This is a genomic window from Streptomyces sp. NPDC005266, assembly GCF_040607655.1.
Classification (GTDB): domain Bacteria; phylum Actinomycetota; class Actinomycetes; order Streptomycetales; family Streptomycetaceae; genus Streptomyces.
In genome coordinates this window covers 2267-26696 of the sequence record NZ_JBEXHC010000020.1, presented here as the reverse complement: position 1 = coordinate 26696, position 24430 = coordinate 2267, and the positions used below count along the sequence as shown (strand labels likewise).

General features: G+C 69.8%; 27 protein-coding genes and 1 pseudogene. 17 read left to right on the top strand and 11 right to left on the bottom strand.

Going from position 1 to position 24430, the window contains the following annotated elements; translation table 11 throughout:
* Nucleotides 1-113 precede the first annotated feature (113 nt).
* The 12 genes from ABZU99_RS27570 to ABZU99_RS27515 all read left to right on the top strand — a co-directional run bounded on the left by ABZU99_RS27570 (nt 114) and on the right by ABZU99_RS27515 (nt 8706).
* On the top strand, nt 114-467 hold the full coding sequence (locus ABZU99_RS27570) for an SH3 domain-containing protein (RefSeq protein WP_356047198.1): 354 nt from the start codon (nt 114-116) through the stop codon (nt 465-467).
* Between the two features lie 105 nt (nt 468-572).
* Nucleotides 573-1055, top strand: coding sequence for a hypothetical protein (locus ABZU99_RS27565; protein ID WP_356047196.1), 483 nt, complete (start codon nt 573-575; stop codon nt 1053-1055).
* Nucleotides 1052-1495 (top strand): hypothetical protein, encoded by a 444-nt coding sequence (locus ABZU99_RS27560; protein ID WP_356047194.1) that lies wholly within the window; start codon nt 1052-1054, stop codon nt 1493-1495. The genes ABZU99_RS27565 and ABZU99_RS27560 overlap by 4 nt, the downstream gene beginning before the upstream one ends.
* A 16-nt stretch (nt 1496-1511) precedes the next feature.
* Nucleotides 1512-1925: a hypothetical protein gene (locus ABZU99_RS27555; RefSeq protein WP_356047192.1), complete on the top strand. Its 414-nt coding sequence runs from the start codon at nt 1512-1514 to the stop codon at nt 1923-1925.
* 41 nt (nt 1926-1966) lie between these two features.
* Nucleotides 1967-2812, top strand: coding sequence for a winged helix-turn-helix transcriptional regulator (locus ABZU99_RS27550; RefSeq protein WP_356047190.1), 846 nt, complete (start codon nt 1967-1969; stop codon nt 2810-2812).
* On the top strand, nt 2809-3327 hold the full coding sequence (locus ABZU99_RS27545; protein WP_356047188.1) for a regulator: 519 nt from the start codon (nt 2809-2811) through the stop codon (nt 3325-3327). Before ABZU99_RS27550 ends, ABZU99_RS27545 begins: the two co-directional genes overlap by 4 nt.
* A complete protein-coding gene (locus ABZU99_RS27540) occupies nt 3324-4559 on the top strand; it encodes an MFS transporter (protein ID WP_356047186.1) in 1236 nt (411 codons plus the stop codon). The genes ABZU99_RS27545 and ABZU99_RS27540 overlap by 4 nt, the downstream gene beginning before the upstream one ends.
* A 36-nt stretch (nt 4560-4595) precedes the next feature.
* Nucleotides 4596-4898, top strand: a complete 303-nt coding sequence (locus ABZU99_RS27535; RefSeq protein ID WP_356047184.1) for a hypothetical protein — start codon at nt 4596-4598, stop codon at nt 4896-4898.
* Between the two features lie 47 nt (nt 4899-4945).
* A complete protein-coding gene (locus tag ABZU99_RS27530) occupies nt 4946-6175 on the top strand; it encodes an ATP-grasp domain-containing protein (protein ID WP_356047183.1) in 1230 nt (409 codons plus the stop codon).
* Entirely contained in the window at nt 6172-7044 is an 873-nt protein-coding gene (locus tag ABZU99_RS27525) for a DUF317 domain-containing protein (protein ID WP_356047181.1), read from the top strand. Before ABZU99_RS27530 ends, ABZU99_RS27525 begins: the two co-directional genes overlap by 4 nt.
* Before the next feature lie 30 nt (nt 7045-7074).
* A complete protein-coding gene (locus tag ABZU99_RS27520) occupies nt 7075-7563 on the top strand; it encodes a hypothetical protein (RefSeq protein WP_356047179.1) in 489 nt (162 codons plus the stop codon).
* Nucleotides 7564-7659: 96 nt separating this feature from the next.
* The gene (locus ABZU99_RS27515; protein ID WP_356047177.1) at nt 7660-8706 is read left to right on the top strand and encodes a SpaA isopeptide-forming pilin-related protein; all 1047 of its coding nucleotides are present in this window, start codon (nt 7660-7662) and stop codon (nt 8704-8706) included.
* Nucleotides 8707-8993: 287 nt separating this feature from the next.
* Here ABZU99_RS27515 and ABZU99_RS27510 read toward each other — a convergent pair whose 3' ends face one another.
* On the bottom strand, nt 8994-9293 hold the full coding sequence (locus ABZU99_RS27510) for a hypothetical protein (protein WP_356047175.1): 300 nt from the start codon (nt 9291-9293) through the stop codon (nt 8994-8996).
* 475 nt (nt 9294-9768) lie between these two features.
* On the opposite strand from ABZU99_RS27510, the gene ABZU99_RS27505 reads away from it, so the two are divergent.
* Both ABZU99_RS27505 and ABZU99_RS27500 read left to right on the top strand, forming a co-directional pair.
* The gene (locus ABZU99_RS27505; RefSeq protein WP_356047173.1) at nt 9769-10077 is read left to right on the top strand and encodes a hypothetical protein; all 309 of its coding nucleotides are present in this window, start codon (nt 9769-9771) and stop codon (nt 10075-10077) included.
* 32 nt (nt 10078-10109) lie between these two features.
* A complete protein-coding gene (locus ABZU99_RS27500; protein WP_356228028.1) occupies nt 10110-10961 on the top strand; it encodes a helix-turn-helix domain-containing protein in 852 nt (283 codons plus the stop codon).
* Nucleotides 10962-11706: 745 nt separating this feature from the next.
* On the opposite strand, the gene ABZU99_RS27495 is transcribed toward ABZU99_RS27500, so the two are convergent.
* The 3 genes from ABZU99_RS27495 to ABZU99_RS27485 form a co-directional block, all read right to left on the bottom strand.
* The gene (locus ABZU99_RS27495; protein WP_356047169.1) at nt 11707-13242 is read right to left on the bottom strand and encodes a gamma-glutamyltransferase; all 1536 of its coding nucleotides are present in this window, start codon (nt 13240-13242) and stop codon (nt 11707-11709) included.
* A 151-nt stretch (nt 13243-13393) separates the two neighbouring features.
* Nucleotides 13394-14707 (bottom strand): hypothetical protein, encoded by a 1314-nt coding sequence (locus ABZU99_RS27490; protein ID WP_356047167.1) that lies wholly within the window; start codon nt 14705-14707, stop codon nt 13394-13396.
* 279 nt (nt 14708-14986) lie between these two features.
* Nucleotides 14987-17557, bottom strand: a complete 2571-nt coding sequence (locus tag ABZU99_RS27485; protein ID WP_356228026.1) for a GIY-YIG nuclease family protein — start codon at nt 17555-17557, stop codon at nt 14987-14989.
* Nucleotides 17558-18055: 498 nt separating this feature from the next.
* Here ABZU99_RS27485 and ABZU99_RS27480 point away from each other — a divergent pair, with 498 nt between their 5' ends.
* From ABZU99_RS27480 to ABZU99_RS27470, 3 genes are all read left to right on the top strand, one after another.
* Nucleotides 18056-18409, top strand: a complete 354-nt coding sequence (locus ABZU99_RS27480; protein WP_356047163.1) for a DUF317 domain-containing protein — start codon at nt 18056-18058, stop codon at nt 18407-18409.
* A 103-nt stretch (nt 18410-18512) separates the two neighbouring features.
* The gene (locus ABZU99_RS27475) at nt 18513-18803 is read left to right on the top strand and encodes a hypothetical protein (protein WP_356047161.1); all 291 of its coding nucleotides are present in this window, start codon (nt 18513-18515) and stop codon (nt 18801-18803) included.
* Between the two features lie 15 nt (nt 18804-18818).
* Nucleotides 18819-19640 carry a DUF317 domain-containing protein gene (locus ABZU99_RS27470; protein ID WP_356047159.1) on the top strand — a complete coding sequence of 274 codons (822 nt, stop codon included), beginning with the start codon at nt 18819-18821 and terminating at the stop codon, nt 19638-19640.
* 153 nt (nt 19641-19793) lie between these two features.
* Here ABZU99_RS27470 and ABZU99_RS27465 read toward each other — a convergent pair whose 3' ends face one another.
* From ABZU99_RS27465 to ABZU99_RS27435, 7 genes and pseudogenes are all read right to left on the bottom strand, one after another.
* Nucleotides 19794-20483: a hypothetical protein gene (locus tag ABZU99_RS27465; RefSeq protein ID WP_356047157.1), complete on the bottom strand. Its 690-nt coding sequence runs from the start codon at nt 20481-20483 to the stop codon at nt 19794-19796.
* 79 nt (nt 20484-20562) lie between these two features.
* Nucleotides 20563-21042, bottom strand: coding sequence for a hypothetical protein (locus tag ABZU99_RS27460; protein WP_356228024.1), 480 nt, complete (start codon nt 21040-21042; stop codon nt 20563-20565).
* A gap of 39 nt (nt 21043-21081) precedes the next feature.
* On the bottom strand, nt 21082-22800 hold the full coding sequence (locus ABZU99_RS27455) for a relaxase/mobilization nuclease domain-containing protein (protein WP_356047153.1): 1719 nt from the start codon (nt 22798-22800) through the stop codon (nt 21082-21084).
* On the bottom strand, nt 22797-23423 hold the full coding sequence (locus ABZU99_RS27450; protein ID WP_356047151.1) for a hypothetical protein: 627 nt from the start codon (nt 23421-23423) through the stop codon (nt 22797-22799). The genes ABZU99_RS27455 and ABZU99_RS27450 overlap by 4 nt, the downstream gene beginning before the upstream one ends.
* Complete coding sequence (locus ABZU99_RS27445; protein WP_356047149.1) at nt 23423-23656, bottom strand: hypothetical protein; 234 nt, start codon at nt 23654-23656, stop codon at nt 23423-23425. Before ABZU99_RS27445 ends, ABZU99_RS27450 begins: the two co-directional genes overlap by 1 nt.
* An 88-nt stretch (nt 23657-23744) precedes the next feature.
* Entirely contained in the window at nt 23745-23936 is a 192-nt protein-coding gene (locus ABZU99_RS27440) for a hypothetical protein (RefSeq protein WP_205033462.1), read from the bottom strand.
* Nucleotides 23933-24430, bottom strand: a pseudogene (locus ABZU99_RS27435) (hypothetical protein); the annotation flags it as partial. The pseudogene ABZU99_RS27435 and the gene ABZU99_RS27440, both read right to left, overlap by 4 nt.

Genomic DNA, 24430 nt, shown 5'->3' with positions numbered 1-24430 from the left:
CCGACGATCGCCGGTTAGCCAAACCGGCGATTCTCCGGACTCTTATACAGCCGCCGGAGCAAAGCCCCGGTGCCTTCCCCTCAAGCCTTATGCCTCATGGAGGTTTCTTCCGCATGCGCTCAACCCGTATTGCCATATCCGCTGCGCTGCTCGGCGCGCTCGCTGTGCCGGTGCTGTCCGCTACGGCCGCAAGCGCGGCGCCCGTCGCCACCGCGGCAACTGCCCTTCCGGCGAGCAGCTGCTCGTCTCTGCCGCCGCTGCCGTACGAGGTCCACACGAAGGCCGTGACCATCCGGTCCAAGGCCACCACGAAGTCCACCGCGGTCGGGTTGCTCTACCGCAGTCACAAGTTCACCGTGCACAAGAAGAGCGGTAACTGGCTCTACATCACGGACAGGACGACCGGCGTAAAGGGCTGGGTCTCCGGCACGTACGTCTACCGAGACGTCCGCATGTGCCTCAGCTGACAGGCCGACAGCAGTAACCGGCTTACTTCACAGCCGGGTTGTTCGACCGCCCGTCATTTCCCTGCCCCTGAAGTCCAGGTGTTGTCTTCCGAAAAGGAGTTCCCGTTGTCCGACGACATACCCGAAGACACAGCGGATGTCCTGGGTGTGCTCACCGAACGGATCGAAGCCCACTTCGGAATGGGCATGGATCAGTTGAGGGCCGCAGTCGCCGTCGCGCCGGCCGCGAACCCCGACGCCACCGAGGTCGTCACGTGGCACGGCCATCTCGTCGACTCCCAGGCTGTGCTCGACCGAGCGGAGGACGACCTCCTCGCCGCGCTGGAAACGCAGCCCGGTGAGATCGACGACCCCACGATGGGCCTCGCCCAGCGCGTCAACGCGGCCGTCACTGCACGCGACGGCCGAGCTCAGGTCGTGGCCTGGCTTCTCGATCCGGACGCTCCGGGGAAGAAGGGCCTCGCTGCCGAACGCCTCGCCCGTCTCAGCCGCGGAGCCCGCAAGGGCCCGGCGGTGCCGACCAGCGCGCCGCACCGCCCCGCGGTTTCGCCGGCGTCGGTGCCGCGAGCGGGAAGGGCCGTGCTGTGAGAGTCCGGCTGAAGTCCAGCACCGCAGACGGCCAGCTGCAGGAGGTCTTCGGCGCCCCGGTCGCCGAGCTGTACGCGACGGCTACCGCACCCGATGCGCCTCCCGCGCTGACCCGCGCCCTGGAGCTGCGCTCCTTCCTCGCCCTGGCCGAGGAGCAGGTCGCCCGCGTCCGCGACCGCGTGCACGAGGCGATGGCGCCCGACCGGGACATGGGCGAGCTGTCAGCCGGTGACCTCCGCTTCGACGCGCAGTGGCTGGAGGCGGCGCTCGATGCCCGCGACGGCTACCGCGCCGCGCTCGGCGAGCTGCTGCGCACCATGCCGCCCCCCGACCAGCAGTCCCGCCCCGTCCGTACGGCGCAGCCGGTGGTCGCCGCCGCCCTGCCCCCGTCCCTTGCCGCTCCGGCCCCCGCGCGTGCCGGGGCGCCAAGGGCCCGCTGACCGTGAAAGCCCCCGCTTGCCCCACTCGACGTCCACCGAGATAGCCGGACGGATCGAGGACCTGTACGGCGCACCGCTCGCCGCCCTCGAAGCCCACGCCCGCGACCAGCCGCCGGGCATGCTCTCCGCCCTGCTCGGTATGCACGACGACCTCACCGTCGCCGAGCGCAGCATCGACTTCCATCGCGACCGCCTCGCCCAGCTCCTCCATCCCGAGCGGCAGATCGGCGGACACGAGGTCTCGCACCTTCTCGACGGCGCCCGCCGGCTCGCCGAAGCGGTCGCCGTCCGCGACGCCCAGACCAAGTCGGCGCTGGCTGTTCTGCAGAGCCTGGCGCGCGTCCCGGCCCCGGCACCGCCCCCGCCGACTCCCTCGCTGCCGCCCCCGGCCCCGCCTCGTCCGGCCGAGAGCACGGCGCACCGGCGCTGACACGCAGGCGATTTCCCTTGACTCATCCAGGAGTTCCTCCCTTGGCCATCACCGCTCTGCCCCCTGACACCGATGCCGACATCGCCCGGGTCACCGAAGCCCTCGCCATGATCACCCCGCGATGGAACGTCCGGATCCTGCTGGCCCTGTCCGGTCCGCCGCTGCGGTACAGCGAGCTGGCGGGCAAGGTGTCCTGGCTGCAGAACGGCCAGCTCCACCCCAAGCTCAAGTCGCTGTGCGACGCCGGCCTCGTCGAGCGCACCGAACACACCTCGCGGCACGTCACCTACGGCCACACCGACCGCGGCGAAGCCCTGCTGCCGGTACTGCCGCTGATCGTCACCTGGGCCGAGGAACATCTGGAGAAGGCGGACCGCCCGCTGCCCGCGATCGAGCAGATCGAGGACAGCCTCACCCTGCTCACCCGGCGGCATGCCGCCGCCATCCTGTGGGTGCTGAAGTCCCGCGGCGAGGTCAGCGGCCGGGCCCTGGCCAGAATCGTCATGCCCAGCAGCGATTGGACCAACGTGTACCCGCCGCTGCGGCAGCTCGTGGCCGACGGTCTGGTCGACACCGAGGGCATCGGCCAGCCCTACCGCCTGTCTGCGGCGGGCGAGGGCCTGGGGCCCGTCTTCGGTGCCCTGTCCGCGTGGTCCTCCGGGCAGCCCCTCACCCGTGCTGCCCAGCACCCGGTCTGGGGGCGCCCGGGGGCCGCGTCCGCGCCGAAGCAGTGGGTCAGCAATCAATCGCTGCCAGCTCCCGCAACTTCGTCGGCTGCCCGGGTGGGAGGGGCCTCTCGCCCGACGTGGCACAACCGCGACCTGTTCTCGCACATCACGACTGCCCTGCCGAAGGCGGCGCCTGTGGCGGGAGGTCCGCGCCGATGACTGCCTCCTTCACTGCGGCCGAACTCCGCAACGCACTGGCCCTGTTGTCTTCGCCGGGCCTGATACGGCTGATCACCGAGATCGACGACAACGGACCGATCCTGCCGAGAAGGCTCGCCGCCACCCTTCCCGACCTCTCTTCGCACCACCTTCGCCGGACCACCCACGTTGCCCGCGCGCACGGTCTCGCCCGGGTCGCACCCGGCGCCGGCCTTTCCCTTACCGACGCAGGTTCCGAGCTGGCCGACGTCTATGACGCCACCGCCCGCTGGGCCCGGAGCCACGCCTACCCGACCCGGGTCTGCGACTTCACCACCCGCCTCCAGCACTCTCTGAGCCTCCTGGTCCCCGCGCTCGTGGCCGACCGAGCCGATGGCTCCCCACGCCCAGCGGGCGAGGAGACGCTTAGCGCCGGGGCCGCAACGGATCTCGCCCACCCTCGCGCTCTGCTGCTGCAGTGGCTGGACGCCAACCCGCAGGTCACCGTGCTCCTTGAAGCCGAGCCGGTCGCGTGAGCGCAGGCGTCACCCCCCGGCACGCCCACCACACCGGGGGGCTGCTGGGCAGTATCTACCTGCCGCGCACGGTGGACGCCCTCGCGTTCGCCATGTCCACCTACGGCATCCCGCTCCTGGTGCTCGTCACCACGCGCTCCCCGGCGCTGACGGGCCTGGCGTTCGCCCTGGAGTGGATTCCCCGGCTGGCAGCATTCGGGTGGGCCGGCGGGATCGTTGACCGGCGTGGGGCATCGGTCGTGTTCTTCCTCGCCTCCCTCGGCCGCGCGCTGGTCATCGCCGTCGGCGCAGTCCTTCTCTACCTCCACCCATCCGGCGCCGTGGCGAGCGTGACGGTGATGGCGCTCGCCGCGGTTACCGGGGTGCTCACGGAGTTCAGTTACATCGCGGCCGAGACCGCGGGCGCAGCCGCCGGCCGCCGCGCGGGTGAGCGGGCCCACCGTGTCCAAGCCGTCCTGCTTGGGATCGACCAGACCGCGACCCTGGCCGGCCCGGCATTGGCAGGTCTGCTGCTGCTCGCCGGACCTGGGCAGATGCTCGTGGTCATCACGGCGTTCTCGCTGCTCGCCGCGCTGCTCGCGCTGCGCACACCGCCGTCGCCGGTCACCCCGCCCCGGGCGCCGAAGGGCCACACGGGGGCGGGACTGCTCACCGGGTGGCGGGCCGTCCGGTCTCTGCCCGCGCTCGGCTGGCTCGTGACCGGCCTGACCCTGTCCAACCTCGCCATCGGCTTCCTCCAGGCGGCCGGTCCGGTGATCGTCGTCAACCACTACGGGCAGTCGACCACCGCTGTCGGTCTGGTCTGGTCCGCCGCTGCCGGAGCGACGCTCCTGAGCGTCACGCTCTGCCGGTTCGCGATCGACCGCCTGGGACTGTGGCCGGTCGGTGCCGCCTGCGCCGCCATCGCCTCGCTCGCCACCCTCGCCGCCGCCCAAGCCCCCGACTACTTGTCCTACCTGGTCCTGGTCGCGGTCCTGATGGCCGCAGAGGGCGGCATGACGGTGGTCCTGCGCACGCTGCGCTCCCGCCTGATCCCGCCGGAGAAGTTCGGCAGCACCTTGTCCGCGACCATCCTCATCCTCCTGCTGCCCTTCCCCGTCGCCGGCGTGCTCACCGCGATCACCCCGCCCGACGCGCTCGGCCACGTCATCACCGCGTGCGCCGTCCTGCAGGCCCTCGGACTGATCCTGGCCTTCCTCCGCCTGCGCACCGATCCAGCCCTGCGCACCTGACCCCGTGCGCTTCCCCAGCCTGTGGAGAACTTCCCCATGCCCGCTGCCTGCTCCAGGGCGAACCGTACGAGCGGTCGCACCATCACCGAGCAGTTCCACGCCTTCGACGCACAGAACCCGCACGTCTACAGCGCGCTCGAGCGCATGGCCGCCCGTCGCCTTGCCGTCGGCGCCACGCGCATCAGCCTCAAGGACCTCTTCGAGGACCTGCGCCGACAACTCCCGTACGGCGTCCCCGGTCTGAACAACAACTACACCGCCCTCTACGCCAGGCAGCTGATCGCCGCACATCCCCACTGGGCCAGCGCGTTCGAGCTACGCCGCCGCCGTGCCGACTGACAGCCTCTTCCCTCGTCCTGCCGTCCAACGATCCGGAGAACTCCTTCTTGTCCGCTCGCCCCCTCGTGCTCGTCGTCTCTCCCGGCGATGAGACCTATCGCGGCTACTGCCTGGAGCAGGTGGCTGCCGCGTACGACGTCGTCCTGCTGACCGGCACCGTGCCGTCATGGGAGAAGCCGTACATCGTCGACCACGCCGTCGTCGACCTCCACGACGACGCCGCACTGCTCTCCGCGGGCCGGGCTCTGGCGGCACGCCACGAACTCTCCGGTGTCGTCACCTGGGAGGAGTGGCACCTCGTCTCCACGGCCCGCCTTGCCCGCGCGCTCGGTCTGCCCGCGGACTCCGTCGAGGTGATGCGGGCCTGCCGCAACAAGGCCATCGCCCGTACGCTTTTCGCCCGCCACGGGGTCCCGACGGCCGCCTCGAAGAAGGCCCGCACCTTGCTGGAGGCAGCACGGGCGACGACGACCATCGGCTTCCCCGCCGTCATCAAGCCCGCCGCATCCGCCGGCAGCATCGGCGTGATCCGCATCGACAGCCCCGAAGAACTGCGCGTCGCATTTGAGTTCGCCTCCGTCGGAGCCAGCCAGAGCCGCGAGGACACCGGTGTCCTGGTCGAGGAGTACCTCGACGGCCCGGAAGTCTCCGTCGAATGCGTCACCCACCGCGGGCAGACGACCGCCGTCGCCGTGACCCGCAAGAGCCTCGGGCCCGCCCCGTACTTCTACGAGACCGGACACACCGTCGATGCCACCGACCCGCTCCTCGCACAGGTCGCCCCTGTCGTGGCGGCGGCGGTCAAGGCCGTGGGGATCACCGACGGCGTGCAGCACGTCGAGATGCGCCTCGTGGCTGGCCGGCCCCGGCTGATCGAGGTCAACGCCAGGATCGGCGGCGACATGATCGGCCATCTCGTCCGCCTCGCCACCGGCATCGACCTGCCGAAGGCCGCCGCCGACCTCGCCTGCGGCCGAGCCCCGGACCTCACCCCTACCCGCCGCCAGGCCGCAGGCATCCGCATGGTTTACCCGGCCGCCTCCGGCATGCTCACGGAGCGGCAGGTCAACCAGCCATTCGCCGCCCACAACCCGTGGCTGCGGCAGGTGCAGTGGATGCGACAGGTCGGCGACCTGCTCCTCCTTCCGCCCGAGGGTGACCTGTTCACCGCCCGGGCCGGGTTCTACATCGTCATCGGCCGCGACACCGCCGAGGTCAACGAACGCCTCGACACGGCCGCCGAAGAGATCACCGTGACGACGCGGGCGGAACGATGAGCCACCAGCCCGACCCGCGCCACGACATCGATGGAGACGTCTACGTCTCCCCGCGCTACCTCGCCTCCACCACCGGGATCGGCGACCCCGCCCTCGCCCCGCTCCTCGAACTCGGCTGGGAACTCCAGCGCGACGAGGACGGCAACGTGTATGTGAGCGCCCCCGACCGGCGCGTACGCCTGGGCTACCTTCCCGAAGGCGAGGACGACGGGCTCTGGCGGATCAACGCCTACCGTGACCCGTTCGGCACGCCGACGTGGGGTGTTTGTTTCAACGACCGCTTCCCCACCGAGTTCGTGGCCGCCTTCACCACCGCTCTCGCCACGGCGTACGAACAGGGGCCGGCCGCCCACCTCACCAGGCCGGTCGCCGGGAGCGACGAGCACGATCCCTTCCTCGCCGTCGTGCCCCTCCTGAAACAGGGCTGGGAGATCGACCGTCCGCGCTGGGGCGTCTTCGCGGTCCAGTCCCCGGACAGGCTCGCCGGTCTGGAGTTCACCACCGGGGACCTCGATCCGCAAGCCGAGCTGACCACGCGCGACGCCCGCTGGCAGCTGTGGGCCGGCAAGTCCATCGACCGCCCCGTCTGGTACGCGACGGCCAGCACCGACACCCCCGTCGCCCTGCTCACCGCCGTCACCCAGTGCGTCTCCGACCCGGCCCCGCTGCCCCGTTGGCGTCAGGACACGCTCAGCTACATCAAGGGCATGGCCCAGCTCACCCACATCCTCCCTCCCGAGCCACCGGCCCCCACCCCACTGGACGTACAACGGGCTACCGCATCACGCCGCCCGGCCGCGCTCCCCGCTCCCAGCGTCCCGCGCTGGAGCACCACCAGCCGCCCGGCCCTGCCCGGCCCACGCCGATAACAACCGCTCGACCTCGAGCGGAGCCCCTTCTTGTCCCTGCAGGCCCCCGAGTTCTTCGCCGAACTGTGCCTCCCGTTCCACGACAGCACCGTCGTGGGCAACACCTACTACGCAACCCCCACCCCGGGCGCACCGCTGCGGCTGCGGATCACCTTCACCGGAACCATCCACGCGGACACCTACGGCGGCCTGCGCCTGGCGGTCCTCCACGCGGACCGGGGCGAGATCGATGCGGTGGCACTCAGCTTCGAGGACCACGGCACCTTCCACCGTCGCGACGAAGCCCACAACACCCGAAGCGGCACCAAGCAGTACGGCACGTTCGACAAGTACCACCGCCCCGGCCAGCCACCGTGGGAGGGCGCCGTCACCACCGGCCTGCGCGATGCGATCGAGCAGTACACCGCCGTCTGGTTCCCCGGCGCGTGGACCGCGTCCGCGCCGAGCCGCGCTGCGGGCAGGACCGCCCACAAGGCTCCCGCCCCGCCAGTCGCCCGCAGTGGTGGCCGCGTCCGCTGAACCTTAAGTCCGCTCCCCCGCCCCGCCGCCCGCGCTTCCGGTCGCTGGCCGGACCCGGTGACCTCCCCACCACCTGATCAAGGAGACCCTCTTCCCGTGCATGCTCGTTTCGTCCGTGGCGCCGTCCGAACCGCTGCCGTCGCCGCCGCGGTGACCGGCACCCTCACCTGGGCGCCGGCCGCGACCGCCCAGCCGTCCGAGCCGACGCCCTCGGCCTCCGCTGCTCCCGCCGAGACACCGGCCCCAGATGCGGGCAGCATCGCGATTACCAAGAAGGACGCGGCTGGGGACGTCCTTCCCGGCGCCGAGTTCCTCCTGCTCGACTCCACCGGCAAGGAGGCCGGACGCGGGAAGACCGACGCACAGGGCAAGCTGACCTTCCCCGACCTCGCTCCCGGTGTGTATCGGCTGAAGGAAACCTCCTCCGGCAGTCCGCTCCACGAGGTCGTCGCCGACCAGGACGTCATCGTCACCCCCGGCGCGACCACACCGCTGACGATCACCGACCCGTTCAAGGCCGCCAAGGTCCTCCTCCAGGCCAAGGACGACAAGACCGGAAAGCTGCTCCCCGGATCCACCGTGAACATCGGAACGGGCAGCGAGACCCTGCTCACCCTCACCACCGGGTCGCAGGGCACAGCCACCGGAGAACTGCCCGTGACCAGCCGGAAGACCGAATTCTGGGTCAAGCAGATCGAAGCCCCCGCCGGCTACGACCTCTACAAGCCGTCGAAGACGTTCACCGCAGGCCCCGGCGCGCCGGTCACCGTGACCGTCACCAACGCCAAGACCGCCACCACTCCGAAGCCTGACCCGTCAGATAAGCCGACGCACGAGCCCACCGGCACCCCGTCCACACCTGCGGACAAGCCGAGCGACAGCGGGACCGGCGGGACAAAGCCTTCCCCTACGGGCACCAGCACGCCGGACGCCGTCTCCTCGCCCACCGCAGCGGCCGGGCCGAACGACAACACGACGCCGAAGGCTCCGGCCGGCGCCCTCGCCCACACCGGCGCCGACGCCACCCCGTGGATTGCCAGCGGCGCGGGTCTCCTCGTCGCCGCAGGCGCCGCCGCCCTGATCGTCACCCGCCGTCGTACGCCGGCCGAGCCCGAGCCGGACGACACCAGCCAGACCAACTAGCCGAAGATCACCCCGCCACCAGCAGGCCCCCGGGACGTCATCCCGGGGGCCTTCTCTCGTCTACCGCCGCGTGCCCACTGGGTCCACCTTCGCTAAGACCGCCACACCGCCCAGCGGAGCCCCTAAACTCCGCCGAAGCTTGCCCATTGCGGCTGACCTGGGGAAACGAGCGAATGGCCGATTGGGGGGCAGTACCTCCGGTGCTGGTCCCGGTCCCCGGCTGAAAGCAGTGTCCAGTCAACGGTCCGCTGCACCGCTTTGCGCAGCCATCGCGGGCGACGGCAGGGTCAGCCGCTGGAGGGCTGCATGCCTTCCCCGAACATCGGCACGTCGGCCACGGTGACGTCCAGGCGCGGCCGGACGAAGCGCACCGGGTGTCTCCACGCGCCTCGGTCGATGGCGGTGTCCGCGCTGACTTCCGCGACCAGGTCGGGGATGACGAGGATCGGGTCGAGGGGTTCGCGGCCGAGTGAAGGGGCCGGATGTGGATCCAGAACAGCGGGGTGAGGTGCGGCGGTCCTGAGACGCGGAAAGCCGGTGACCGCAGAGGGCGGCACCGGCTTGTTCCGCAGGCCGTGCGCCAACACGGGCCTGCATGGTGCGTCCCAGTCCTGTGGTTGGAGCCAGCAGTCAGGGTGACGCCGAGGGACACCGTGGCGGTGCCTCTTTGCATTCATGCCCAGGATTACCGCCCGCGCAGGTGAGTAGCAAGGCAGGCCGGGGTGGTCGCACGAAATTGGGTGAAGCGTGGCGGAATCAGCTCCATGATCGCGGACACCGGTCGGCTGAACGGCACGATCATCTCTCGTGGCGTGACGGGCCGAGGTGACCAACAGCCGCCGGTCCCAGCGCAAGTTGTCAACCCGGAACCTTGGACACCCATAGCGGAATCGGCGTCTGCGGCGTCCGCCAGCGGGGGCGATGGGCCAGATAGCTGACAAGATGGCGACAGCCTCCGGACACGTCAGGGCGACGCCAAGCGCCTGTGCTCGGAACTGGTTGGAGCCAGAACACCGGCCGGTCGGCACCTTCCTGGCCGACCGCGCACTCATCGAGGTGACCATGAGTCAGCATCGTCAGAATGCCTTGTCGTACCCGCGCGATACGCAGCCACCCCACACCACCTCCCCGGCCTGTGCCACGCTGCCGTCCTCCGTCCCGAAGGTGTCCGGCCGGGGGCCCGTGGCCATCGTCACGGTCGTCTTCGCCGCGGCGGTACTTCTGCGCCTTGCCGGCACGCCCCTGGACGAGGAGCTCGTACTGCTGGCCGTCACGGGGCTGATCGCCTCATTCGTGGTGGCGGTGGACACCGGAAGGGTTTCCGCGGGCAGGCTGGCCAAGAAGGTCAGCAAGCTGGTCGAGGACGAGTGAGCACGGCCGTGGGACGGCGAGAGAACCCGGTCGTGTGGGACATCGCGGAGGTCGGCACGCTGGCCGACTTCCAGCGAGAGTGGAAGCACAAGGCGGGGCTGTCGTATGACCGACTCGCCAAGGCCACCGGCGAGTCGGCAGCCACGCTGCGCAGGGCTGCCTCGGGCACATGCGTACCTCCCCGGAAGGTGTTGCTCGCCGCGATCACCGGGTGCGGCGGGCCGACCGAGCGCGCCATCTACTTGTGGAAGCACGCCCGGTACCACCAACGCTTGGTGGATAAGCCACGCAAGCCGGGGCCCCGCCGGGCCGATCTGGTGCGCGATAAGTTCGGCATGAGAGCCGCGCTGGTCGAGCTGTACGAGTTGGATGGCGCGCCCACCATGGCGGAGATGCATGAACGTGCGGGGGGACGTCATGGCAAGCTCCCGCCCTCCACGGCGCACCGCATCGCCAACGGGGAGACCGTGCCGGCCACCCTGGCCCAGTTCGTGGCGTACCTCGACGCGGTCGAAGTACGGAAGCCCGCTCGACGGGGCCTCTGGGTGCAAGCCTGGCACCGGGTACAAAACAGTGGGCCGGCTCCGCTGCCGGACCCGCGCTCCTGGTCGCCTAATTCGATCTTCACCGCGAGCCAGATACCGAACTTCCTGATCAGGCTGTACGAGTCAGTCGGCTCACCGGCTTCGCTGGAGATGAAGATGCGCACAGGGAGCAGGCTGGACCCCAGAACGGCCCGGCGTATTCTGGCCGGTCACATGCCACCCGATATCAGGGCGTTCACGGCCTTCCTGGACGCATGCAGGGTGAAGCCCGAGGCGCGCACCCGGTGGCTGGATGCCTGGCATCGGACCCGCGCGGAGCAAATGGCGCGAGCTGGCTGAGCCTGCCGCCGGAGATGAGGCGCACCTCCAAGGACGCCTTCCAATCCGCCCCGGACATCACGGTGAGCCATGGCACAAGGGGGCCGCTCGTTAACGGCATCCCTACTCTCCGCGAGAGACCTCCGGCGGAAGGTGTAGCTCCGTCGGTGTCTCGGCCAGACGGCTGAGTGTCTGGAGCTGCTCCGAGGTGATGACAGCGAATAGGTCCCCGGGAGAAACGGGTCCACCGCGAGTCTGGTCAACGGCCCACTGCACAAGGTCAGCGTGTGCTTCCATCTGCCGCGCCTGCGCCTCCAGTTGGCGCGTCCGGGCGTTCGCCTGGCGAGCTTCGGCTTCTCCTCGGGCAAGGTCAGCGCTATCTGGGCCGGAAGGGATCCGGCCGTCCGCTGGCCACCGCTCGGGCCGTCCACCAATCCTGCCCCGGATCCCAGTTCCCGCGCCGCCGTGCGCAGCGCCACCCGCTGCCCGGTGCCGGCTTCATGCCAGGAGGCGTGCCACCACACCTGCACCGACAGTTCCAACAGGCGCCGACGCAGTACCGTCGTCCGCCCAGGGTGGACCGGGTCGGCGAGGCTCCGATAGGTCCGCTCCCAGGCAGACTGCGCGGCGATCAGGTCCTCGGGGAAAGCAGAGCATCGCATACCGATATTGCATCACGTGTTCGATTTCCGTCGCATCTGTGCAGGTAGCAGGCGCAGGGATCGGCTGTGACTCGTGATGCGCGGCTCAGTCACATCGCCGCTGGCTAGGCGTGGATCGGGGGCAGGTCGTAGCGGCTGACGGCCAGGTACGTCTCCGGGGTCGCCGCTTCGAGAAGACCCTCGTCGCCCTCCAGGTCGAGCTCCGGCTCCTGGGGACGGCGCAGCAGGTCGCTCCAGTCGCTTGTCGCACCCCGCTCGTAGGCGTCACGGAGAAGGGGGCGCAGCCGTGGACGGGCTTCCTCCTGCTGCTCGCGGAAGATCCGCCGCTGGGTGAGGCGCTGTTCTTCCTGAGCATCCTCGCTGAGCCCCTGGTCGACGGCCAGCTGGTCCTCGGCGCGCAGCCCCGGGGTGCGCCGGGCGATGGCGAGATCTTCCTCGTGGAGGCGCTCGCAGGCGGCGAACAGCTTCCGGGACATGCCGAGGTGGACCTCGGTTCCTGGGATTCGACAGGTGAGGAAGTCGTCGAGCCCCATGGTGCGGATGCCGGCGCGCAGGGTGTGCTGCTCGACGTGTGGCGCTGCTCCGCGGGCGTCGGCCCGCAAGGCGAGGGTGAGGCCGTCGTCCTCCAGGGGGGTGGTCAGCCCGGAGCGCCGGCGACGGGAAGCGCGGTCGGCCGGCACCGGTACCGTGCGCAGATGAGAGGCGGGAGCCGAGCGCAGCGCCAGGTAGGCGAGCATCTGGGCGCGGGCCGCGCCGATGAGCGCGTCGTCGCTGTCGCCGAGGTGATCTTCGAGGTTGCCCGGGCTCGCCGCTGCCTCGTCGTCGGTGCCGGATCCGTCCGGGTGGAGCGGCGGCTGGCCGGGGTGCAGGTCGTGGTCGATGGTGAGGAAGAGGTCGTCTCCGGGCCGCACGGACGCTCCGACCAGGACGGCGCGGTGCGCGTACGAGCCGAGTATCTTGCTGCCAGCCTCCAGTTGTGCCCACCCCTTGCGGAGCGTGCTGACGCCGACGTTGCCGCCCTTGGCCTCGATCAGCCAGTACATCTCCTCCGCCTCGTGCCGTCCCCACAGGTCGGGCAGCTTCTTCTTCGGGTCCTTGAACGTTTCGCTCAGGGCGGGGATGGGACCGCCGAGTTCGAGATGTTCGGTCTGCCCGAGGCCCAGCAGCGAACGGCAGGCCCACTCGGTCATCGTCATGCCCAGCCGGTAGGCGGCGGCGTTCTTCGCCGTGCGCTCTGTCCCGTGCGCGTAGACCGGGTTCAGGGTCAGGCGCCGGCCCTTGGCGCCCGGCACGGGGTGCCGCGGCTTAACGGGGTGAGCGCCGAGGTAGGCGTACAGCGGGGAAACCCGGGCGACGAGTTCCCCGTGCGCGTACCGCGGCTGGTTCTGCAGGTGCGGGGTGATATCGCGGCCGACCTCGGTGGCGGCCTTGATGATCTCGCGCCACGTGGTGGTCGGGGCGTACCAGCCGTCCGCTGCCGGGAACCCGTCCGACCCGGTCCACGCCTTGTGCTTGTGGGTCCGCCACTGCCTCTTGGGCTTGTCCGCGGGTCCATTACGGAACAGGACCGGTATGTCGAAGCTGTCGGCGAAGGTGAGCGGCGGCTCGTCGGGGACGTGTGCGGGGATCATGGGGTTCATGGGGATTACCCTGGCACGGGCCTGGGCCCTCCCGGGGCCGGGCGGCGGGCTGCCGATCTTGCATGGCTCCTGTCGTCAGGGCGCAGTCGCGGCCATGTCCGATGGCGACTGGTGTTGTTGGCCTGCCACCCGTCTCCTCGTGTTGTACCACTCACGGTCGGTCGGGCCAGAAGATCGACAAGGGGAGTCGGATGGAGCGCAGCTGTACCGCCTCGATCGGTCCGAGAACGGCTGCCGCGGCGCGAAGGGCTTCGTTGTAGGAGCCGAAGCCAAGGACTTCGGCGGAACAGGCAGGACAGTCTCCGGGGCGTCGGGCGTGACCAGCGCTGCTATCCCTGGAGCCTCGGACGTGCGCGAAGGCGTCGTCGGGGAAGTCGGCCCGCACGGCATGCCAGACCCCGGCGCGTTCGTCGTCGGGCAGCCCGGCCGCTACCGCCGGCCGCATCGGCGGCAGCAGGCGTTCGTGGTCCTGGACGAGGAACACCCGGTCGGTGAAGTCGACGCTGTCCCCCTCGGGGCGCCCCTGCTCCAGCCACGCCCGGGCCTCCTCTCGGGTGCCCGGTCCCCACAGGTATTCCGTGGGGAACCGTGTGGTTTCGTAGCGGGTGTCGAACTCCGCCCAGTGATCGTCGTTCCAGCGGCTCTGTGGAATGAAGGGGATGGCCCGTACCACGACGTGCTGATACTCGTCGCTCTCCTGATCTTCCGTGGGGTCGGGGGCGGTGAGCGCGTCGGCGGGCTCCATCCGCGCCCGCCCGGAACCGTTCCAGCTCAGTACGGCGATCTCCCGGTGGAGAGGTGCCGGGTACAGGCGCCCGTCGGGAGTGGCCTGCCCCCACAACTGGTTGATCAGCTCCGCCAGGTCCCGCACCGTTCGGGCCGCCCCGACGGGGGTATCGACATGATGGCCGGAGGGATGGGCAACGTAGTTACGCAGCTTGGCCAGCGCGTCTTCGACCGCGCGGCTGCGCCGCCCGCGGAGCAGACCCGCCGTACGCGCCCACAGGCGGAGCCCGTGCAGCATCCCGTTGAACTCGATGGCGTGGGTGGCGACGACCAGCTTCGCACGTTGCCGCGTCATTCTGTCCGCGCGCTTCTTGACGTCGTCGTACGACGTGACGGTGTAGGAGACGTCCGGGGCTTGGGGGAGACGGAAGGTGACGGTGCCGGCGCACCACTCCATGAAGCGGTCGCGCAACGCCTGCTCGTAGATGAGGAGCGCCTGGTCGCCGACCATGGTGTACACGTCGTAGCACAGCACGCCGTAGGCGAAGACGGTGCGCAGCCGCTCGAAGGAGTCGCGCGTTCCTGCCGCGACACCCTCCGCCAGGTCGCAGTCGGCGATCTGCCGCTGCTGGAACTCTGCGGCGTCCTCGGGCCTCATACGGCCGCCAAGTCCGTGGGGGTTGAACGCCAGTGCCAGATCGTCCGCGGCGCGCAACTCCTCAAGCGGCCGGATCTCCATGTACTTCTCCTCACGATGGGAAACGGGCCAGCATGCACCCCGGGCCCCTGGTTGGCCACCCCTTTCCTTCAGGTGACTTCGTGAGATCGACGTGAAATGGGAGCGGAAGGCAACAGCTCTGTCCTTGGACAGCGAAGTTGGTCGCTGAAGTCGCGTTGGCCTGCACCGACTGGGGTCGGTTGACGAAGGATCTTTCTGGGCCCGCTTGCGATCTGACTGGTGGTTCAGTCCTGGCGCTGGACATGGACTCGTCGAGCTGGCCCCTATACCGCACGATACTCAGGGTCGGTCCCGGCGCACGTCCTTGCGACGTCGTTCGAGTTGAGGGAGCCAGTGCTCGGGCGGCTGGGGATCGGTGGCTGCTACCGCCCAGCCGTCCTCTTCTTGAGGGTTCCGGGGAGCCCAGGTGCGCGGTGGGCGCAGTGCGAGGACATCCTTGACGAGTGCCCCCATAGCATCAGGAAGGTCCCGGTCAGGGTCGTTCAGCAGGAGAGGAATACCCAGCGGGCCCCGTCGGGGGGCTGATGTCCGGTAGGTGACCTGGCAGGAGGCGTTCGCTTCAAAGACGACGCCGCGGGCGTGGGCCGGCCCCTCCTCGTCCGAGAACCAGATCAGCCGGTCGCCAGCTACCAGGCGCTCCCTGCCATGGAGCATGTCGTTCCGCACGGTTCCGTCTCTGTCCAGGAAGGGAACGGGGTCCTCGTATGCGCCGGGATCGTTGTCGCTAATTCCGGCCACGTGCCCAGGATCATGAGTGGAGTGGATCTCCAGGAGGTCGCCGTCCGCGTGGGCCATCCAGATGTCGAGAACCTCAGCGGACGAGCTGAGCAGATGTGGGTACGCGGTGAGCGCGAACAGCTGCCCTGCCCTTAGGGGCAGGACGACTCGGTCATTCGCGGGCAGGCGATGAATTGCAGGGATCGGCTCCCAGCTGTTGATACCGGTTACCTCCCTCTGGCATCGGCGGATCGCCTCGATGGCCGTGTCCAGGGAGACGCGAAAAAACTCCTTGCTTGCGTTGACGCGTTGGGTGGTGAGGAGGCGGTGGACAGCCTGTTCCACGTCTTTTGGCCGGGACGTGTGGGCGCTGAAGAGCACGTCGAAGGGGAAGGGGACCGATGTCCCTGACAGGTCTTTAGCTCGGTCCTCCGCGAGCAGGTCTGTGTAGCCGATCTTGAGCATGTCCCGGAAGGCAGGGTTCCGCTGGACGTACACGAACCCAGTGGTCCGAGGAGGAGGCAGAGGAGTCCCGGTGCCTGTCTTCTGGGAGCTGCCGGATTTCTGGTGCCTCTTGATGCCCCTGGAGAAGCCGGAGAGCGTGACTGGCGGGTCGGACGACAGTACTTCGATCCCACCTTCGAGGTTGTGGTGGGATGAGGCGGTGATGCGGCGTCCCGAGGAGAAGTGCTCCACCTGAGCGCGGGACAGACAGCGCAACGCTTCTTCGAGCGGTTCGATACCCTCATGTTCGTCGTGGTCGCGACTACGGAAGTCTGGCAGGGATCGGGCCAGTGCATTGGTGGCGGCTTCCGTGATCAGACTGGCGAGCTCCGGGCCGATGTGTGCGTACACAGTGCCCAGGTGGGTGGACTCGATTTCGTCGTACTCGTTGTGTGCTTGGGCGTAGAGGTCGATAGGGACGCCGGCACGCTTCGCGATGAGGAGCAGCTCGCAGGCGTGGCCTGGGTTGTCCAGGTCGAAGACGAAGTGGGCGTGCATGCCCAGGGACTCCGTCCTGGGCTTACGGCAGATGAGTAGAAGGCGGTTCCGATGTTCGGGATCCCGCTCGAAACCGAGGGGCAGCACCCCCTCTGTGAATGCGGCGAGGGCAGCCTCCGCCTCTGCTGCGGTTCGGACGATGATGTTCCACCAGGGCAGAGGGCCGAAGGTGCCGTGTACCGCCTCGGCATCGGGAACACAGGAACTGCCTGGGTACGACTGCCGGAAGTCGAGGGAGTGGTTCAGGAAGGTCAGAATGCAGGCGTCCTGGAAGCGCTCCTGATGGGTGCGCGCCCGCAGCATGTCGCGCTCAGTGTCGCTCAGACACCCGATCGCCTCGCCGAGTGTTTCTAGCTGCTCGTTGACCAGCTCCAAGGCTTGGGCGATCACTGGCCGCAGAGCGTGATTCTTCCGGAGCTGTTGGCTTACCTCTCGAAGGTGCCCCTTGGCCGCGGTGCAGTAGGCCACATCTGCGCCCAACTTCCATAGATGCCTGGCCTCGTCGGCGGGAAACTGCGCCAGCCACAGACGTTGAGCTTCGTTGCCCTTCCTGATTAAGGCAACTGAGGCGGCATGCCGTACACGAGCGTCGCGTTCCGCTTCCATTCTGGACCAGATGGTGTCGGAGTACGCATCAAGAGATATGGCTGAGAGAGGCACCGGAGCCTCTCCGGTGCGAGCCTCCACGCCCCAGTGCCGGGCCAGTTCCCTGGCCACCTGGGCGGCGGTCGCGGCGCGGGCCAACCGACGTGACCAGTGGTCCAGGAGCAGGGCATACGTGCTCTCTGGATCCTCAGCACGCAGTCCGAGGCCGAACAGCAGGACGGAACCGACAAGGCCGTCGCGCTCTACGTGCCGGCGGACATGCTCGACCAGGCTGGTGAGTTGGTCCGTGTCAGGCTTGGGATCGGCGAAGACCGGGTGCTTTGCCAGCAGTCCAGTGATGTGCGCGGTGGGCCGGCCACGCGCGTCCAAGACGGCGATCCGCAGGATCAGGAGGGCACGCAATAGATCCAGATCACTCGGGTTACCGACGATCCGCGCCGGATCCAGCAAGGGGTGGTGGCGACCGACAGAGGTGGCAATCCCCGCGCAGATCTTCTGGATCCACTGCTCGCGCAGATCGGTCAAGCCAGTAGCGGAAGGCACAGCTCTAATCCCCCTGTTGGACAAGGACGGCAATGGAACCCTCTCCCGACATCCGCACGGAGACCGTCACACCTCGTGGAAGCTCTGCCGCGTGGTGTCGGCGACCTGCGGGACACGCAGGCGCCTGGCAGACGCCATGCCCATGAGCCCTGGTGGCCTGGAGGGCCACGGCCAGGCAGTTCATCATCCTGGCCTGTCGCATCTGCGGAGTGTATGAGGCGCCACTGACAAGTGCCCCGCTCCGGCAGGACATCGCGACATTCCCGCTGACCTCCGGGGGCGGGGCGGTGTGGGAAGCCCGCACGACTGGGTTCGCTGTCAAACGCCTGGATCGGATGACAGGGCGACTGGCTTCACTGTCCAAGGACAAGTTCGCCGGGGGCAGACGGGAAAGCGCACGGAAAGACTGGCCAACGCGTGGGAGACCATGTCAACGTAGATGACCTTGCAAGAAACCCCAGGTCAAAGAGGTGATTGCCCGTGACCATGGCTCCCGTTGGACCCGGTTTCTCCACCACCATCGAAGCCCTGCGGCTACGCGCGTGGCAGCTCGGTCCTGGCCAGCCCACGCTCGTCATGGACCAGTTCTCCGCGGAGGACTTCAACCTCATCGTGGACGACCGAGCGGACGTGCACGTCAGCAGTAAGGACGGCCGCTTCTACCTCGGCTGGTTCCCGCTCGGTCGCCCCGGCACCGACGGCGAAGGATGGAAGATCGCCGTCACCGGCACAGCCAAGGTGCGCGGCTACCACGTGTCCTTCGACACGGAGACGCCGGCCGACATCGTCGCCGCTGCAGTGGCACGCGTCCTGGAGACCTCACGGCGGGTGTGACACCGCAGGGGGCGGCCGAAGACCTCACCCGAGGGCGGCTCGCCGACTCCCGATGGCAGGCCGTAACCACCACTCACCTTTTCCCCACACAAGGAGGCTGTTCGTGACGCATCCCGAGATGACCGTTGACGAGCTCATCGACCTGCTGTCCGCCTGTGACCGGAGCGCTCCGGTCCGCCAGGCCATGAACCCGTTCTTCGCCATGGCGCATCGCCTCGCGCAGGTCGTGCAGTCCGTGGACGAAACCGGCCGGACCGTTGTCTACCTCGCAGAGGGGCGGGACCAGGACACACAGCTCGGCCATCTGCCGCCCGAGGTCGCCGTCGCCCTTTCCTGGCAGGGCCCCGTCCAGGCACCACCGCGCCGCCCCCGCCGAACTGCTGGCGGCAAGTAGAACCGCACCGAGCCTTTGGAGGCGCCCCTGTACCCCGACTTCCCGCTCGACCCGTCCACCCCGCCCGGCGGCCAGCCCGCGTTCTGGGTCGGTCCCCGACACCTGGCCGGCGACGACAAGCGCCTCTACGACACCGTCGCCGACACGCTCGCCGGCCTGGGCTGGACGAGTCTGACGATCGTCCGCGGTCGCCACGAGCCGGACGAAGCGGACGAGGACCGCCAGGTCCTGCGCAGCACCGTCCTGCACATCAGCCCCGACACTCTCCGGTGGGCCCAGTGGAGCCTGGCGGACGAGCCGTTCCACCTGGGGGATCTGCCGATCGCCTGGCAGATCTCTGCCCGCGCGGACACAAGCAGCCCGCTCGCTCAGTGGTCGGCGTACTTCACGCCCGACGTCCCCGGCGAGGCCGTGGCCGACTTCCTCGTCGCGCTGGATGCTCGCGACCAGCCCGCCGTGCCGATCGCTGGCCCCGAGCTGGTCCTCGACGCCGTCGCCGCGCACGGCTGGCTCCGCGACATCGACCAGCCCCAGGCGGCGGCGACGGACCCGACGTTCACCTCGCACATCAGCCTCGGCGAGGTGCCGCCCCTCATCCAGGACGCCGATCCGCGCGCCCTGACCACCGAGGCCGACGAAGTGGGACCGGCTGGGTGGCAGGCGTGGGCCGAGCCCGCGCTCGGCGCACCGTGCCTGTGGGCGGTGTCCTTCGGCGCCAGCGTCCCGCACGATCTCGTCGCGGCCTTCGCTGCCTCCCTCAGCTCGACCGCGCCGGTCCTGCGCCGGGTGCTGCCCGAGGCCACTCGAGAGCGGCTCCTGCGCGCGCCGGCCATCTAGCGCTCTGCGGTCCCCTTCCCCCGACGTGCACCAGCCCGGCCTCTCCCGAATAGGAGGCCGGGCTTCTTGCTTCTCGGGTAGGGAACGCTCGTACGCGCAACGCGCTGCTGTCCCCGACCGGCGCGGTCGGGGACAGCAGGATGTCCAGGCCGGTCAGCCGACTCGTTCCGCCTTGGCGAGAGCCCTCTCAAGGTGCCGATCGACGAGGGCCGGGGAGCCCGAGACGATCAGCAGCAGACTGCCGTCGCGGATCGCGGTCTGCTTCACCACGGTGCTTCGCCCTCCAGCGGAGAACGTCAGGAGTTGACTCCACTGCTCGTCCCCGAGCTGGTGAGGCGCGGGCAGCTTCTGCGAGGCCATGTCGATCGCGGTGCCGCCCGTGACGACCTGATAGGTGGGGCAGCCGGTCATGGCGTCGAAGATCCGGCCGATGCCGTCGGACAGCTTGTTCGCGCTGTCGCTGTACAGCTCCTCGGAGATCTCGGAGCTGCTGCTGCCGGCGTAGGTGAAGCTGGCCTTCGCCTTGCGCGGGAAGGTGAGCGCGCCGCCGGTGGCCGCGCCGCCGCCCAGCTCGCTCAGGGCCGGGCAGCCGATGACGGTGACGTCGTCGTGCTGGGCGGGACGCGACGGCTTGCGCAGGTAGCCGCTGCCGAGGTCGCTCTCGTCGAGCAGGCGCGTCTCCAGCGCGGCCGAAGAGAGCATGGCAGCCCTCTGGGCGGCGGCGGCCGGCGTCCCGGTACGGGCGGAGGGCGCGGTGTCGGGCTTCGTGCCGGTGGAGCAGGCGGGCACGGCGAGGAGAGCGGCGGTGATACCGAGGGCGGTGGTGGTGACGCGAACGCGCATGACGGAACTGACCCCTTGGTGCTAGGCGACGGGTGGTCAGTGCGGACCCGCGGGCCCGGTGGGGTTGTAGGTGTGGGGGTCAGCGCCCGAGGTGGCGCAGGCAGTCCTCGAACGTGGCGTGCGTCGCATCCGCCGGCCCGGCGCTCCGGTTGTACCAGGCGGTGTCGAGGCGCATCTCCTGCTGCTGGTGGCCGGCCCGGCAGCGCAGCCAGATCTGGTCGTGGGCAGAGAGGATGAGCCAGTCCCGGTACGCGCCGCACGCGGCGCAGGCGACCATCTCGCCGTCGAGGACGAGCGGCTGCGCCCAGGGCATCATGCGGCCGTCGAGCTGGTCGTGGCTGGGCACCCGTAGTTCCGGCGGAAGGAAGTCGTCCACCACGGCGGCCGGCTCGCTGCGATCCGGTTCGGTCGGCGGCCCCCCGATCCCTGGTGGGACCTGGTCCTGCAGCCGCGCCGACAGCTCGAAGAATCGGCGCTGCGCCTCGCTGGGCTCCGCCGCCCGGCGGCGTATCCGGTGAAACACCCTGACGTCCTCCCTTGCCTCTCCTGCTCGCGTCATGATCGTGCCTTATGGCCGGGGCGGCCTCAATTCACAAAGTCAACAGCCGCGACGGCGGCCATGTGCAGAGGGCCGGAATGCCGCCCTGCGTGATGCGGACTGGCCACCCGTCGTGCCGTTCGCGGGCACCTCCGATGCGTCGGCGGGCAGGTCGGCCATCCGCCGCATCCGCCACACCAGCACATCGCTCACCGAGTCCGCGGTGCCGAGTTCGCGACGTTCGACCGCGTCGGTCAGGAGGGTGGCCGGGTCGTGACCGGCGGCTTCGGCGTCCGCGATCGTCGCGGCCAAGGCGTACCAGCCGGGCTCGGCGAGGATTTGCTCGGCCAGCCCGGGCAGCGCCTCGCGCAGCACCACCGTCTGCCGCTGGAGCAGCGCCCGGTTCAGGCGCCGGCCTCGCTGGTAGAGCACGCCGAGAGGCTGGGCCGCGGCCTGCTGGTAGGCGGAGCGCAGATGCTCGGCGGCCTGGCGGGCGGCGGCGGCCTGCTGCGCGTGACCCTTCCTCGCGTGCCAGTGCACGGCGGCGGTGATCAGGAAGAACAGCATGTCGATCGCCATCGCGGTGGTCGCGCCGTCCTCGCCGCGGCCGAGGGCCGGGCCGCCGTGGACGAGGTCGCGGGCCGCCTGCCGCAGTGCCCGGTCGTGTCCGCGTACGGCGCGGACGTGGGAGCGCGAGGCCCGTTCGAAGGCCGTTGCCGCGTCTCGCAGTTCGCGGCGAGTGTGGGCGGCGGACGTCTTCGCGAGGGCGTCCAGGACCTCGCCGGCCGCGGCGATGTGAGCGGCGGCGACCGCGTCGTCGCCCTGCTCGACCACGAGCACAGCCTGCCACGCGACCGAAGCCGTCATGCGGCGGGCAGCGGCCGGAGTGTCGGGACCCGCCGGGACCGCATCCTCCTGTCGAGGAGCGGGGTTGTTCTGGGCGTCGCCGGACCAGCGCTCCCGGATGCGGGGCAGCGAGAGGTCGGGGGCGAGTCGCGCGCCGGGGTAGAACACCGGCTCGCCGTCCTTGTTCCGGTCGTCGGGCAGGGCGACCTTGTATCCGAGGAGGTCCCCGGACGGCGCGACGCGCTTACGGATCAGTAGGCCGTCACCGGCGAGCCGGTTGAAGAACTCCTCCTCACTGGTCGCGCCGGCCACCGCGCGCCGTACCGTCTCGCGCAGTTCTTCGCGGGCAGTGCGCTCGCGGCCCTGCCGTTCGGCCTTGTGGCGTTCGGCGCTCGTGGGCCGTTGAGCAGCTGTGCCGTCCCCGGGCGCGACCTCGTGGAGTCCGAGTTCCTGCTCGATGAGCCGGGCTTCGGCCTGGGCGCGGGCGCCGGAGCGGTAGTCGTCTGGGCGATGGCCGTCCTCGGTCACGAGGGTGGCGACGATGTGGATGTGGTTGTCCGCGTGCCGTACGGCGGCCCAGCGGCAGCCGGACTGTCCGTCGCCGGGGTCGATGCCGGTGGCGGCGACGATGCGGCGGGCGATGTCGGCCCACTCCTCGTCGGACAGGATCCGGTCGCGCGGGTCGGCGCGGACGGAGGTGTGCCACACGTGCTTGGCCGGTCGGGCGTGCTCGGCGAGGGCCATCACGGGCTGGTCGAGGAGCTGCTGGAGGTCCTTGAGGGTGGCGTTCGGGTCGCGGCCGGGGTCGGGGGACATGCCGTCGAAGGAGGCCACGAGGTGAGGGTCGGTATGTTCTTCGTGCTTGCCTGGGCCGTAGAGGTAGGCCAGGAGCCCGATGGTCCGGGAGCCCGAGGAGTTGACGCTGGGGATCATGAGCCGCGGCGCTCGATCAGTCGCGCGGCGGCATTGTGCGCGGTGTCGGCGGCCCGCCGTACAGCGGCGACGGCCGCCTCGAGCTGGGGAGCGTCCGCACCGGAGTTGAGCGCCTTGACTGCCTGGTTGAGGTTGCTGCCGGCCCAGCCGAGCCGCCGCCGGCTCTCGAATAGGGCTGTGATCACTTCGCGCTCGTCGGCGATCTCGGCGCTGGAGCGGTCGAGGTCGCGGGCGGCGGCGAGCGCGGAACGGGCGAGGAATCCGGCGACGGACAGGCTGCACCGGGCGGCGGCGGACTTGATCAGAGCGAACTCTTCTTCATTGAAACGTGTGTTGGGCTGGTGCAGACGCTTCTTCTCGGGCGGCTGGCGCGGACGCTGGCGGGCGCGAACGGCGCGCTCTCGGCGGGCGCGGCCATCGGTCTGATCTTCCTCCTGCCCCGGCTTCGACCCGCCCTCGGTCGAAGCCCGAAGGACCTGCGCCCCCCGGTGCAGGTCCTTTCCCGCCCCCTCGGGGGCGGGTTTGGCGGAAGCTACGCTTCCGCCCCAACTTGCTCGCTCCGAGACCGAGTTCGGGTCAAGAGCAGGTTCCGGGGTGTTGCCGTTCTGGGTCGGGTTCGTCATCAGGATTCGGACCTCGTGGAGCGGATGCCGTGCTGGATGGTGGCGGCCAGCTCGACGATGTCGGCCGGCCCGTTGAGGACGTGGACGGGCTCGTCGGGCTGGAACTGGACGAGCCACTGGCCGGTCGGGCCGAGGACCGCGGCGTGCAGGAGGCGCCGGCGGACCAGGACGTCCGCCCAGGCGCCGGCCTCGGCGATCGTGGGCTTCGACGAGCGAGGGGGACGCGGTATCACGGTCTGTCTCCTGGAGCGGGGCGGTGGCCCGGCGAGGGAGCCGGACCACCTGTTTGCGGGTAGGGCGTTGAGCTGGGGTTTTGCCGGTTCAGCCGCACTCGGGGCAGCGCGCGACGTGGCTGTTGAGCGCCCGGGCCATCCGCTGCTTCGTCGATGCAGCCTGCTTAGCGCTGGACTTTGCCGCCGGCCTGCCCTCGTGCCGTTCGGAGTGGGCGATCATGTAGCCGATCTCCCGCTGGTACTCCGCACGGACGGTGTTGAACTGGTGGCAGGTCTTCATCGGGCGGTGCTCCTTGTCTTCGTGGTGTCGTCGCTCCGCAGCTGCTGGAGGACGAGGCTCAGCCGGTCGTTCCGGCCGCCGCGGAGGCCCTCGCGCCGCAGGATCTCCCGCAGCTGAACCCGGGTGACGGACTCGTTGCCGTCCCGTGCGAGCAGCTCGGGGACGTGAGGGCGGACCTGCTGGACGAGCTGGTCCACCGACTGCTCCGGCTCGCGCGGCGGACGCTGCGTTTGTGGGCCTCCAGACCGGCCACTTCGCTTCCCCTTGCCCTTGGCCTTCGTAGTCGGCTTCCGGCGGAGGGGAACCTTGTGTCCCCGGTCCCCAGTGGGCTCGGTCCCCGTGTCGGTGTCGCTCGGTCCCCGGTCCCCGGTGGGCTCGGTCCTCGCGTCGGGGGTGCTCGGTCCCCGGTCCCCGGTGGGCTCGGTCCTCGCGTCGGGGGTGCTCGGTCCCCGGTCCCCGGTGGGCTCGGTCCTCGCGTCGGGGGTGCTCGGTCC